This window comes from Lunatimonas salinarum (assembly GCF_017811155.1).
GTDB lineage: Bacteria > Bacteroidota > Bacteroidia > Cytophagales > Cyclobacteriaceae > Lunatimonas > Lunatimonas salinarum.
Map to the genome: position 1 here is coordinate 63,513 of NZ_JACVCV010000011.1, position 12,462 is coordinate 75,974.

The 12,462-nt window shown below is 46.3% G+C and carries 11 protein-coding genes; 2 read left to right on the top strand and 9 right to left on the bottom strand.

The window, feature by feature from the left end; translation table 11 throughout:
* Positions 1 to 95 precede the first annotated feature (95 nt).
* The 6 genes from IAQ59_RS14255 to IAQ59_RS14280 all read right to left on the bottom strand — a co-directional run bounded on the left by IAQ59_RS14255 (position 96) and on the right by IAQ59_RS14280 (position 5,689).
* A complete protein-coding gene (locus IAQ59_RS14255; RefSeq protein WP_209331505.1) occupies positions 96 to 590 on the bottom strand; it encodes a DUF6691 family protein in 495 nt (164 codons plus the stop codon).
* Positions 591 to 706: 116 nt separating this feature from the next.
* The gene (locus tag IAQ59_RS14260) at positions 707 to 1,288 is read right to left on the bottom strand and encodes a YeeE/YedE family protein (RefSeq protein ID WP_209331506.1); all 582 of its coding nucleotides are present in this window, start codon (positions 1,286 to 1,288) and stop codon (positions 707 to 709) included.
* A 35-nt stretch (positions 1,289 to 1,323) separates the two neighbouring features.
* Positions 1,324 to 2,721 carry an OprD family outer membrane porin gene (locus tag IAQ59_RS14265; protein WP_245189610.1) on the bottom strand — a complete coding sequence of 466 codons (1,398 nt, stop codon included), beginning with the start codon at positions 2,719 to 2,721 and terminating at the stop codon, positions 1,324 to 1,326.
* Between the two features lie 109 nt (positions 2,722 to 2,830).
* Positions 2,831 to 4,249 (bottom strand): MBL fold metallo-hydrolase, encoded by a 1,419-nt coding sequence (locus IAQ59_RS14270; RefSeq protein ID WP_209331507.1) that lies wholly within the window; start codon positions 4,247 to 4,249, stop codon positions 2,831 to 2,833.
* A 110-nt stretch (positions 4,250 to 4,359) separates the two neighbouring features.
* Entirely contained in the window at positions 4,360 to 4,686 is a 327-nt protein-coding gene (locus tag IAQ59_RS14275) for a rhodanese-like domain-containing protein (protein ID WP_209331508.1), read from the bottom strand.
* Between the two features lie 115 nt (positions 4,687 to 4,801).
* A complete protein-coding gene (locus IAQ59_RS14280) occupies positions 4,802 to 5,689 on the bottom strand; it encodes a sterol desaturase family protein (RefSeq protein WP_209331509.1) in 888 nt (295 codons plus the stop codon).
* Positions 5,690 to 5,926: 237 nt separating this feature from the next.
* Between IAQ59_RS14280 and IAQ59_RS14285 the strand changes: the two genes are divergently transcribed.
* Positions 5,927 to 7,849: a fumarate reductase/succinate dehydrogenase flavoprotein subunit gene (locus IAQ59_RS14285; RefSeq protein WP_209331510.1), complete on the top strand. Its 1,923-nt coding sequence runs from the start codon at positions 5,927 to 5,929 to the stop codon at positions 7,847 to 7,849.
* Positions 7,849 to 8,580, top strand: a complete 732-nt coding sequence (locus IAQ59_RS14290) for a succinate dehydrogenase/fumarate reductase iron-sulfur subunit (RefSeq protein ID WP_209331511.1) — start codon at positions 7,849 to 7,851, stop codon at positions 8,578 to 8,580. Before IAQ59_RS14285 ends, IAQ59_RS14290 begins: the two co-directional genes overlap by 1 nt.
* Positions 8,581 to 8,591: 11 nt before the next feature.
* Here IAQ59_RS14290 and IAQ59_RS14295 read toward each other — a convergent pair whose 3' ends face one another.
* The 3 genes from IAQ59_RS14295 to IAQ59_RS14305 form a co-directional block, all read right to left on the bottom strand.
* Complete coding sequence (locus IAQ59_RS14295; RefSeq protein WP_209331512.1) at positions 8,592 to 10,019, bottom strand: Gfo/Idh/MocA family protein; 1,428 nt, start codon at positions 10,017 to 10,019, stop codon at positions 8,592 to 8,594.
* 94 nt (positions 10,020 to 10,113) lie between these two features.
* Complete coding sequence (locus tag IAQ59_RS14300) at positions 10,114 to 11,040, bottom strand: amidohydrolase family protein (protein ID WP_209331513.1); 927 nt, start codon at positions 11,038 to 11,040, stop codon at positions 10,114 to 10,116.
* A 53-nt stretch (positions 11,041 to 11,093) separates the two neighbouring features.
* A complete protein-coding gene (locus tag IAQ59_RS14305) occupies positions 11,094 to 12,461 on the bottom strand; it encodes a TrpB-like pyridoxal phosphate-dependent enzyme (protein ID WP_209331514.1) in 1,368 nt (455 codons plus the stop codon).
* Between the last annotated feature and the right edge of the window lies 1 nt (position 12,462).

Here is a 12,462-nt window from a genome sequence, read left to right on the forward strand (position 1 = left end):
CGTATCCGCTGAATAGGTAACGATACGCTTCGTAGAAAAAAAGAGGCCAGCCCAACCTGGACCGACCTCTCTCATCAACACTAAACTCAAAAATCTTAATTAGGCAGTTTATCTGCAAAGCGGCCATATACCCAAGTACCGGCAATGGCACTCAAAAGGGTGATAAATACCACCGTAAACCCGCTGCCTATTTGGGCAAATAATGGCCCGGGACAGGCACCTGTGATGGCCCAACCCAATCCAAAGATAAACCCACCGATGATCTGTCCCTTTCGAAACTCCTTATTGGCGATCGTAATCGGCTGGCCTGAAAGGGATTTGATATTAAACCTTTTGATCAATTGAATAGAAATCAAACCTACTGCAATAGCCGACCCGATAACCAAGTACATGAACAACGACTGCAACCGGAACATTTCCTGAATTCTGAACCAGGAAACAATCTCTGCTTTGACAAACACAATACCGAATAGGACTCCAACGATCAAATACTTCAACAACCCATCCTTGGCAGTTTGCTTTTGCATATTAGGCGCCTCACATTCTATCGGAGCACCCGCTTTTGTGGTATCTTTTACTTTTACACTCATCTGATTAAATCTCTTATTTGTAAGAATCTATTCCAACTCCTCCATTCTGATCACTGATACGAATCACGAACGGGCTCATTTAGGAAATTTTCGCTTCTTCTTTGGTTCAAAACTGATTAAAGGCCAACAAATGCCAATATATGTGGCAATAGAAGATGTGTCATAGCAAATCCTCCCAACATGAAGAATATGGTCGCAACCAACGATGGCCATTGAAGACTACTTATTCCCATTATCGCATGTCCCGAAGTACATCCACCGGCATAGCGCGTACCAAAACCAACCAAGAATCCACCGATTACAAAAAAGAAAAGCCCCTTCAATGTAAACAGGTTAGACCAAGAAAAAATATCCGAGGGAAGCAAGGAGCTAAAATCTGTTATACCTAGCTGTGCCAAATCCTGCTGTGTGCTTTCTGCTATCACGATCACCTCTGGATTGGAGAGAAATGTGCCCGCAATAAATCCACCAATTAGCACACCCAAAACGAACATTAAATTCCACATTTCCTTTCTCCAATTATAGGTGAAGAACGGGATATTAGCGGGCATACAGGCGGCACAGACGTGCCTCAAAGAAGATGATATGCCGAAAGACTTATTGCCAATGATCAACAACACCGGCACTGTAAGCCCAATCAAAGGCCCCGCCACATACCATGGCCAAGGCTGACTAATCCAATTGATAAATTGTTCCATTATTACGTTTAATTCTAGTTTAGTTCGATTTTATTTTAAAATTTATAGTCAATTACAAGATTGATATTCCATAGATCAACCCGATTAATACGGTTTGAATCCGGGATTTCTCCGGGTTCCTTTGCTGCTTTGTTCACGAGCAACAATTTCAACTTCAGCCCTTCCAAATATCCATCAAAGGAGTGATCTACCGAGCCCACAAAATGGTAATAAGACGGGACTCCGTATTTATTAAGCGAGAAGTCATTGATATCAGGATTGCTTACGGTACTGACACCTATGAGCCCTTGCGTATGTTTGTTGAAACGATAGTCGTACTTGAGTGAAATCGCTCGAACCCCACCGTTGCCCTCAAACCGTTCACGTGGCAAGCTGGCAAAGAAAACTTCCCTGCCCCACTCCCTTGGGAATAGAAAGCGGCCTTGGTCGGAAATGGCAAGCAGATTGAGGGAAAGGGATTGCTTTCCTACCTGTACTCCTAACTTAGATCCAAAGCCCCAGGAACGCTCTCCAGCCATGATGTAGGCCTTGTCAGGATCAGTGTTTCCTCCATCGTTCCATGCAGACTGATAGAAACCCTGAAATCCCATCATTAAATCTGCGGAACCTAAATCTGTCTGTTTTTCAATTTGGACAAACTGCATCTGAAAGACATTTTCTGCCAGGTAAGACCAGTACTGCAGGCTTTCGCCGTATACCCCTTTGTAAGATATCCCGGCTACCCCTACCCCCCTGCTTCGGATATTGCCCTTGTATCCAGAACTGGTTCCAAAAACATTTCGACCAAAGGGATAGACTCCAATGGATTCTTCTATCGAATACCAGTCTACCGTGCCACGCATCGTTACATGGTCAAACCATGCAAATGTGGTATGCCATGACTTATTTTCGTAAGTTAATTTCAACCCACTGAAAATATTTGGCCGCATCCGATTGTCCTGCTCGTTAAGGAAGGGGGTATCTACCTGTTGTCTGCCAAATACCGCCTGAAATCCACGCTTTTTATAGGATAAATACAAATGTTCCAAACGGTCCAGATCCCGGCTGTTCTCGAAATCATTCATGTCATATAGCAATATTTCATAGCGATTGACATTTCCCGTAGCCGGATCAGGAATCCGAAGATTATGCTCGTACAACTGAAACACAAAAAACCCGCTAAAACCTACATGGAACCCCTTGAACACCGGGCTGACATAACCTATACCCGCTCCTAATCCCAAGGTATGGTAGTCAAGCAAGTCTCCCTTATTTACCGTCCCCATGTAGAAGGATTTTACGTGAAATACCACCTCTCCGGCCCGGATTTTCTCTGCCAACGAGTTCGGTGCAACCGACATCAAACTATCTCCCTCCTGTGCAATCAAGCTAGCTGGCTGTAGCCCGATCCAAATCCAAATAACGTACCGCCAAGCAGTTGCAAAATTATACATGATACCTACGTGTAACAGTGACTTTGGTCACAACAAGGTTGCAGTAAAGCAAAAGTGGCAGAAAACCATGTTCTGCCACCTTAAACAACACCAATCAACCTTACCTAAATCACAATAGGGTAGTGGGACAAACGTAGTCACTCACTTTAAATTTTCCGGATGCCTTAAGGGAATCAAAACCACCCTGTATATCCACCAGATTCTCATACCCTCTCGCTCTAAGTATAGAATTGAAAATCATGGAACGGTATCCACCGGCACAATGTACGTAATATGTCTTGTCTTTATTCACCTCTGCCATGTGCTGATTGATATAGTCCAAAGGGATATTTTCGGCCCCTATTACATGCTCGCTAAGATGTTCACTGCTTTTTCGGACATCCAATAGCGCTACCTCTCCTTGGGACATCAACGATGCAAGTTGATCTACGGTCACTGTCTGAATGGTATCCACTTCATACCCCTCAGCTTTCCAGGCAGCCATTCCTCCTTTTAAGAAACCCAATGCATGGTCGTAGCCTACCCGAGCTAATCTGGTAATGACCTCTTCCTCCTTTCCATCTTCTGCTACCACCAGTATTTCCTGCCGAACATCTGGAATGAGTGTACCCACCCAAGGGGCAAAGTTGCCCTCGATCCCAATATTGATGGAATTCGGGATAAATGCCGCGGCAAAATCTTCCGGCTTTCGGGTATCCAAAATTACCGCCCCGGTTTCATTGGCTGCCGCTTCAAATTCCCTTGGCGCCAATGCACGCTGTCCACGGTCCAACACCTCGTCTATGCTGTCATATCCCTGAATATTCATCATGACATTTTGTGGGAAATAGGCCGGAGGTGGGGTAAGCCCGGTGGTCACTTCTTTGATAAACTCCTCCTTGGTCATCTCTTGAAGCGCATAATTTGTCTTCTTTTGGTTCCCCAAGGTGTCTGTCGTTTCTTTGCTCATGTTCTTGCCACACGCACTACCTGCACCGTGCGCAGGATATACGATCAAATGATCGGACAGCGGCATGATTTTGTTCCGAAGCGACTCATATAAATGCCCCGCCAACTTATCCTGGGTAAGATCAGCAATCACTTTTTGCGCCAAATCCGGCCTGCCCACATCTCCGATAAATAGCGTGTCTCCGGTAAACAACGCCTGCTCCTTACCTTCCTCATCGATCAGGAGAAACACGGAACTTTCCATCGTGTGACCAGGTGTATGAATCAGCCTGACCTTTATATCGCCTACTTGAAATTCCTGTCCATCAGCGCCAACGATTGCGTCAAATCCGAGCGCCATAGAGGTTGGCCCAAATACAATCTTCGCACCGGTCTTGGCTGCAAGGTCTTTGTGGCCGGAAACAAAATCAGCATGAAAGTGGGTCTCAAAGATATACTTGATTTTCGCTCCATCCTGCTCTGCCCTGTCGATGTAGGGTTGTACTTCACGCAGTGGATCTATAATTGCTGCTTCTCCATTTGATTCAATATAGTAGGCACCTTGGGCCAAACATCCGGTATAAATCTGTTCTATCCTCATTATTAAAAGATTATGGGTTATTCAATGCTAAATTTACTATTCAATTATAAGGGTTGGTATATGATTTCTAAAGGACTTTTATCACATAGCCAGCCTGTGAAAGTATTCGATTAGTAAGGCCAGCTTATGATTCCGCCCTCAAGGTTATACAGCTTCTCGAATCCCATATTCGCCATCACGCTACATGCCTGACCACTGCGGTTACCACTTCTACAATAGAGGTAGTATTCCTTATCCTTGGGCAAATTAGCAACCTGCTGCTGAAAGGAGGGTGAGAAGAGATCGATATTTCTGGCTCCCTTGATTTTATCGGCCGAAAATTCGCCGGGACTCCTGACGTCGATCAATACAGCATTGGGGGAAGACATCCCTTTTTTAAACGCTTCCGCACTTATATCTTGATAGTTTTTTGTTCTGCTTCCAAATAAATTAAACATAGCTTTTTTGATTTATTGACAATACAAAAGTAGGTAGAGAGCAAAACAAAAAAAGTAACGTTTATCACATACCAGCGTGTGGCAAAATTTATCCATTCAAAAAGCTGCAAGTGCGCTAGCTTTTTCTTTTACCCAAAAAAGGGTAACTTATCTGATCCCAAAACTTTTTGGGGTAGGCTTCCATCCCGTCAAAACCGAGCGGTTCATCCCTTCCATTCTTAGGGATATAAGCAGTACCAAATAAATAATCCCATACACTTAAGGTAAGTCCGTAATTCACACCATGAGTCCCCTCTGGAAGTTGTTTGGCATGATGCCAAATATGCATGGTTGGGGTATTCAGAATATACTTTAACGGACCGAAGGTAATGCGCAGGTTCGAATGATTCAGATGTCCAATGGCAATGGTAAACAAATGCACTATGAAAAAGTCATCTAATCCAAAGCCAATCATCGCAAGGGGAACATACTGTACACTTTTATAAATTACCGTTTCCATCCAATGGAATCGCAAATGCGCTGCAAACCCCATCTCCTCTACCGAGTGGTGCAATTTATGAAATTCCCACAATGCAGGAATTCGGTGCAGCATCCGATGTACATTCCATTGAATAAAATCAGCTACGACAAACAGCACCAATAGCTGCGCCCACCTAGGCCAGCCACCGATTTGAATAGCTACCAAGTTTTCCACACCGAGCCAAGCTAAAAAATCATCAAACACCTCCACGGCCACATTGGATACCGCATTGTAAACGATCAACGAAAACAAGAAAAAATTGAAAAACATGTAAAAAACATCTAACCAGAAATCCTTACGAATACGGGCTTGGTTTTTCCTCCACGGAAAAACGATCTCCAACATCCATACAAGTAATGATAAACCAACCAACCACCAAAAATAGTTTTTCCAAGAAGGATACATGATCTCGTTGATCAGGTAATCCGCATACCCGTAATAGGCATTTGCTGCTACTTCAAAATATTTTTTAAGTTCTGCCAAACCTTATCTCGTTGGTGTTTTTTTACATCACTAGGGTGTCAGCTTACATGACTGGTACTTCTGTACACAAATACGCCTTTTCTCGCATGATTTTCCCAGCGTTCGGTTGATTCAACGGGTCTTTTTCGCTATTATTACATCAAACCAATTTATCGGAAAAATAATTTCCACTAGCAATAATCCTAGACTAAAAAAAATTACTTAACTAATTAGGTCTTTTAGTAACATAAACTTCAGATGCTCTTAAGTCAGGTCCCCGATGCAAAAATCCCAAAAGGCCCATTGGATCAAAAATGGTCCAAATTCAAGCAAAGCGCGAGATTAGTGAGTCCCAACAACCGGTCTAAATACGAGATCATCGTCGTAGGTACTGGGTTGGCCGGCTCATCGGCAGCAGCCTCCCTTGCCGAAATGGGATTTCGGGTAACTACCTTTTGCTTTCATGACTCTCCAAGACGAGCCCACTCAGTAGCTGCCCAAGGCGGAGTAAACGCTGCCAAAAATTATCAAAATGACGGAGATAGTGTATACAGGATGTTTTTCGATACGCTGAAGGGGGGGGATTTTCGATCCCGAGAAGCGAACGTATACCGATTGGCCGAGTGCTCTGCACACCTGATTGACCAAGCCGTCGCACAAGGAGTTCCCTTTGCGCGGGAATATGGCGGATACCTTAACAATCGTTCCTTTGGCGGCGTGCAAGTAAACAGGACTTTTTATGCCCGTGGGCAAACGGGGCAACAATTACTCTTGGGAGCGTATCAAGCACTGATGCGGCAAGTATCTCTTGGTAAAGTTACGAGTCATACCCGTCACGAGATGCTGGATTTGGTCGTAATCAACGGCACCGCCAAGGGCATTATTGCGAGAAACATGGACACAGGTAATATCAGTGTCCACTCGGCAGATGCGGTTGTACTGGCTACCGGTGGTTTTGGCAAGATTTTTTACCTCTCTACGCTCGCTATGGGCTGCAATGGATCTGCCATTTGGAGAGCCCATAAAAAAGGTGCGCTCATTGCCTCTCCAAGCTGGACCCAGATACACCCTACTTGCCTGCCCCAGTCAGGAAACCACCAGTCAAAACTCACCCTAATGTCCGAATCGCTAAGAAATGATGGAAGAATTTGGGTCCCCAAAAGCAAAAATGATCAGCGGCAAGCTAGTGACATACCGGAAGACGAACGGGACTACTATTTGGAACGCAAATATCCCTCCTTTGGGAATTTGGCTCCAAGAGACATTTCTTCCAGGGCAGCAAAGGAACAAATAGACGCAGGCTACGGAGTCGGTCCTATGAAAAATGCCGTCTACTTGGATTTCAAAGATGCCATCAACGGTCAAGGGTTAGAAGCCATCCGAAAAAAATACGGTAATCTATTTAACATGTACGAAAAGATTACCGGAGTAAATGCTTACAAGGAGCCCATGCTCATCTCTCCTGCTGCCCATTTTTCGATGGGTGGACTATGGGTGGATTACGAGCTAAGTACGAGTATACCCGGTCTCTACGCCATAGGGGAAGCCAATTTTTCTGACCATGGGGCGAATCGTCTTGGAGCGAATTCCCTCTTACAGGCATGCGTTGATGGGTACTACATTTTGCCATATACCCTACCTAACTACCTGGCAGGACTGAAAAAAGAAGATAGACCAGACGTTTCCCACCCCGCATTCCAAGAAGCTAAAAATGACGTATCCAACCAATTGGAGAGGCTTTGTGCCGTGAATGGAAATAAAACGGTGGACTACTTTCACCGAAAATTAGGGAAGATTCTATACGACCGATGTGGGCTAAGTAGGTCAGCAAAAGGCCTTGAGGATGCGATAGCACAGATTACCGCACTGAAAGATGCTTTTTACACGGAAGTTAAAGTCCCGGGAATACCCGGCAAGATGAATGACGAACTCGAAAAAGCAGGACGAGTAGCCGATTACCTTGAGATCGGAATTCAGATGTGTAAGGACGCCCTCACACGGAACGAATCCTGCGGTGCTCACTTTAGGGAAGAGTTTCAAACAACAGATGGAGAGGCCCTGAGAAATGATATGGAGTACAGCTTTATCTCTTGTTGGCAGCATACAGGCCAGGATTCCGTCTTATTGAAAGAACCGCTGCACTTCGAATTTGTGAAACCTACCGAAAGAAGTTATAAATAATGGACTTTCTACTTAAAATATGGCGACAAGAATCGTTCGAAGCAACGGGCCGGTTTGTTGACTATTTGGTATATGACATTTCTGAGGACACCTCTTTTTTGGAAATGCTAGACCAACTGAATGAAGCACTCATCCTAAAAGGAGAGGATCCGGTCGCTTTCGATCATGACTGCCGGGAGGGCATATGTGGCCACTGTGGTATGGTAATCAACGGAAGGGCACACGGCCCCCTGTCAAACACAACCACATGCACACTGCACATGCGTTCATTCAAACACGGTGACACCATTTATATAGAACCATTCAGGGCAAACAGCTTCCCCGTAAAAAAAGACCTCCGGGTAGATCGTTCTGCCTTAGACCATATTATACAAGCTGGCGGTTACATCACCGTTCGCACCGGACAGGCCCCTGAAGCAAATAGCATACTGATTCCTACCGAAACAGTGGAAGAGGCGTTTGATGCCGCAGCATGTATTGGGTGCGGTGCCTGTGTGGCCAGTTGCAAAAACGCATCTGCTGCGTTATTTACTGCCGCAAAAATTGTCCACCTAGCCAAATTACCTCAAGGGCAACCCGAACACCGGGAAAGAACCCATAAGATGGTCCAAAAAATGGACGAATTGGGATTCGGTGCCTGCTCCAATACGGGTGCCTGTGAAGTCGAATGTCCACAGAGTATTTCCATTGGGCATATTGCCCAAATGAATAAGGCCTTTTGGAAGGGATAGCAGAGGTCTCGTCAGGAATCCATTTCCCAACCCGTGCGTACCGGTTCTTGAATGTATTTATCTGCTTCCGGAAGGCCTTTGGCCTTTAGGTTTTCTGCATCCCAATGGATCTTCTGTCCCTTCATGCGGAGTGACAAAACACCTAAGAGCGTTATTTCTGTCAAATGAGCTCCATACTCGAAATTGGCGCTTGCCTTAGGCCCTCCCTTTATCGCATCTACCCAATCCCTAAAATGCCCTTTCGAACGAGGAATGGTCTGTGCGGGAACCTTTACAGACTTTGCCAAGGCCTCTGGAAAAACCTTGGGAGCACGATTACCCCCTTCGTTTACAATAATACCCTTTTCTCCAATAAAAAGTGTGCCCCGGGAGGTCCACTGATAGCCTACCGGCAGAGCTGAGTGCAAGGGTGGGCGCACACCTCCAGAATACCAAGTCAAATTTACCGGAGCCCTATTGCCCTTTGCACCAAACCGATAATACCCAATCTCTCCATAGGGAGCAATGTCCTCGTTACTGAAACCTGCGGGAAAAACCTCCACCGTTTCCGGATAGCCCAATTCCAATGCCCAAGTAGCTGCATCCATGTCATGACATCCAAAATCTCCCAAAGCACCACATCCAAAGTCCCAAAAATCCCGCCATGTCACCGGTGAATACCAATCGTGAAATGCCCTGTGAAGTGTTGGTCCCAGCCAGAGATCCCAGTCGAAACCCTCAGGCTTACGGGAACTGGAGGTCGGCATAGCCTTTACCTCTGGAATCCAGCGGGTAGCCGGTACCCAGGCGTGCACATCACGCACCTCTCCAATCACTCCGGCCCGGATATACTCCACGGTCTCCCGAATACCATCGGTACTATGCCCTACATTGCCCATTTGCGTAGCTAAGCCAGTCTCCTCGGTAAGCTTTTTGATCATCCGGGCCTCCCATATATTATGGGTGAGAGGCTTCTCGCAGTAAACATGTTTTCCAGCCTTCATAGATAGGTACGTGATGTAGGCATGGGTATTGTCCGGAGTAGAGCAGCAAACTGCATCAAGCCCGGACTCCCGCTCGAGCATGCGTCTAAAATCCAAGTATTCGGCCACACGGTAACTAGTCGTCTTTTCTTCGTAGAATTGCTCTATATGCCGCTTAACCGGCCCCCGGCCCGCAATGGAACGGTAATAAAAATTTGCCAAATCCCAGTAATTTCCTGGGTCAGCAATCGCCGTAAGCTGAACATCGTCCAGCTTCATCAGGTCTTCCGCATTCTGGCGCCCCTTACCTCCCGCACCGATGATACCGATGTTTACCTTATCGCTGGGCGCGGTATACCCACTACCGCCAAGCACAAATCGGGGTACAATATAGAATCCTGTGGCAGCAACGGCAGCCTTCTTGATAAAATCGCGTCTTTCGGAGGATTGTTGATTGTTCGATTGGGAGCTGTTCATCTGTGTTTTTTATCTTAGGCTATTCCTTCTTCATTTCTCACACCTTAGCCTCGAATATAAGGTATTTTTCTAAAATTCAAGAATCTTTACCGCCTCAAATGCGGTAGACCCTTTCGGCATTCAGGTGGTATACTTTTTTTCTTTCCTCTACACTCAGCTGTTCGGTATACCCCAAAAAGACCTCCATCCAACTTCTATACGAGCCTGCACGAAGGACTACCGGCCAATCTCCTCCAAAAACCACCTTATCCGTACCAAATACAGCAAATACATGATCCAAGTACGGTTCAAGATCACTGGCGTCCCAACGATTCGGATCGGCTTTGGTAATCAGTCCGGAAACCTTACAAACTACATGAGCCAATTCTCCAAAGTCTGAGAGGAAACGCCTCCAGTGATCAAACTGCGCCCTTCCCTTTATGTCCGGATTGGCAATATGATTGAGTACAAAAGTCTGCTGTGGAAATCTACGGACAAAATTCAAGGCGGGCTCCATCAGCGAAGGAGTTATGTTTAGGTCGTAGCTAAGTCCATAACTCCCCATTAATTCCACTCCCTTCAAAAAGTCAGTACTTGCCAACAATTGCTCAGAGACACCCCTTCGAATCCCTTTTACAATTCCCCGACCGACCAGCTGCTCCATCTCTCCCTTAGCAACCAAGCCTTTTTCCAACGGAAAATACGCAACCATACCCTTTATTCGAGGCTCCTGTTTTGCCTGGGAGATTACCCAGTCTACTTCCCTCAGGTATTGTTCCGGAAGGCGTCCACATTCCACAAACACCATTTTAGCAACCGGTGTTGGCTTCGACGCTTCAGCGAAATCCCCGGGCAGGAAATCGCGGTCCAACATGCCGCTTAACCAAGGGTACTCCATCACGGACCTATCCCACAAATGCAGGTGTGTATCCACAATAGGGATTGTCCGGTTGGAAGCTTTAGCATTGGCTACCGTCCCTGAAAGGGCGGAAATGCCTGCTCCTAAAACCGAGACCTTTGCCACAAAATCTCTCCTGTTCATCTTTTAATAAAACAGCCTTGGACCTCTTTGACCGGTCCAAGGCTTTCTCTGTTTTAAGCTGGGATCAATGGCGTGTTTAATCGGGCGATCGAAGTATCAATCTCTGCTTGGGTCAGCTCATGTTGTTTGATTTTCCCGGAAAAATAATCGTCGTATGCCTTCATATCAAAGTTCCCATGTCCGCATAGGTTGAACAGAATGGTCTTCGAGGTACCTTCTTCCTTGCACTTCTTGGCTTCAGCGATAGCTGTAGCAATTCCATGATTGGCCTCCGGAGCCGGGATGATCCCTTCGGCCCTCGCAAACTGCACCCCAGCCTCGAATATCTCCAGGTTGTCATGTGCCTGCGCTTCGATCAGCTTATCCCTCAGCAATTGGCTTACAATCACCCCAGCGCCATGGTAACGAAGGCCGCCGGCATGAATAGGGGCAGGAATAAAATCATGACCTAACGTATACATGGGCAACAAAGGAGTCATCCCTGCCGTGTCTCCAAAATCATAACGGAAAACACCTCTTGTCAACTTAGGGCAAGAAGCCGGTTCACTAGCGATGCAGCGGATATTTTTGCCTTCTTCCATGTTCAATCGTAAAAAGGGAAATGCCAACCCCGCAAAATTGGAACCTCCCCCAAAAGGCGCAATGACGATATCCGGCATATCTCCCGCCTTTTCTAACTGCTTGATGGCCTCCAGCCCAATGATCGTCTGGTGAAGTTTTACATGGTTCAGGACTGACCCCAAAGCATACTTGGTGTCATCCCGGGTTGCAGCCATCTCTACAGCCTCCGAAATAGCGATCCCTAATGAACCAGGGGAATCCGGGTTAGCTGCCAAAATATTTCTTCCCGCCTGGGTGCGGTCCGAGGGAGACGGATACACATCTGCTCCCCAGGTGTTCATCATCATTTTGCGGTAAGGCTTATCCTGATAAGAAAGCTTGACCATATACACTTCACACTTGATTCCAAAATGCTGACAAGCAAAGCTCAATGCACTGCCCCATTGGCCGGCACCGGTTTCGGTAGTAATCCGCTTGATCCCTTCCTGCTTATTATAGTATGCTTGGGGGATAGCCGTATTGGGCTTGTGTGATCCGGAAGGACTGACACCTTCGTATTTGTAATAAATCTTGGCCGGTGTATCCAATGCCTTTTCGAGGCCATAAGCCCGGTAAAGTGGAGTAGGTCGCCATATACTGTACATGTGGCGAACTTCATCCGGAATGGCCACCCATTTGTCGGAAGTGACTTCTTGCTTGATCAGCGCTTCGGGAAACAGCGGTGCCAGCGCATCTGGTCCGATGGGCTGCAAGGTTCCAGGATGTAGGGGAGGAAGCGGCTTATTTGGCATATCCGCTATGATGTTGTACCAATTTTCAGGAATTTCACTTTCCTCCAAGAGTATTTTTCTCGTGTTCATA

Bases quoted from the DNA above. Each gene is read 5' to 3' on its own strand.
- IAQ59_RS14285 (WP_209331510.1), top strand. From the start codon at position 5,927: ATGCTCTTAAGTCAGGTCCCCGATGCAAAAATCCCAAAAGGCCCATTG.
- IAQ59_RS14255 (WP_209331505.1), bottom strand. From the start codon at position 590: ATGAGTGTAAAAGTAAAAGATACCACAAAAGCGGGTGCTCCGATAGAA.
- IAQ59_RS14265 (WP_245189610.1), bottom strand. From the start codon at position 2,721: ATGTATAATTTTGCAACTGCTTGGCGGTACGTTATTTGGATTTGGATC.
- IAQ59_RS14270 (WP_209331507.1), bottom strand. From the start codon at position 4,249: ATGAGGATAGAACAGATTTATACCGGATGTTTGGCCCAAGGTGCCTAC.
- IAQ59_RS14300 (WP_209331513.1), bottom strand. From the start codon at position 11,040: ATGAACAGGAGAGATTTTGTGGCAAAGGTCTCGGTTTTAGGAGCAGGC.
- IAQ59_RS14260 (WP_209331506.1), bottom strand. From the start codon at position 1,288: ATGGAACAATTTATCAATTGGATTAGTCAGCCTTGGCCATGGTATGTG.
- IAQ59_RS14290 (WP_209331511.1), top strand. From the start codon at position 7,849: ATGGACTTTCTACTTAAAATATGGCGACAAGAATCGTTCGAAGCAACG.
- IAQ59_RS14295 (WP_209331512.1), bottom strand. From the start codon at position 10,019: ATGAACAGCTCCCAATCGAACAATCAACAATCCTCCGAAAGACGCGAT.
- IAQ59_RS14305 (WP_209331514.1), bottom strand. From the start codon at position 12,461: ATGAACACGAGAAAAATACTCTTGGAGGAAAGTGAAATTCCTGAAAAT.
- IAQ59_RS14275 (WP_209331508.1), bottom strand. From the start codon at position 4,686: ATGTTTAATTTATTTGGAAGCAGAACAAAAAACTATCAAGATATAAGT.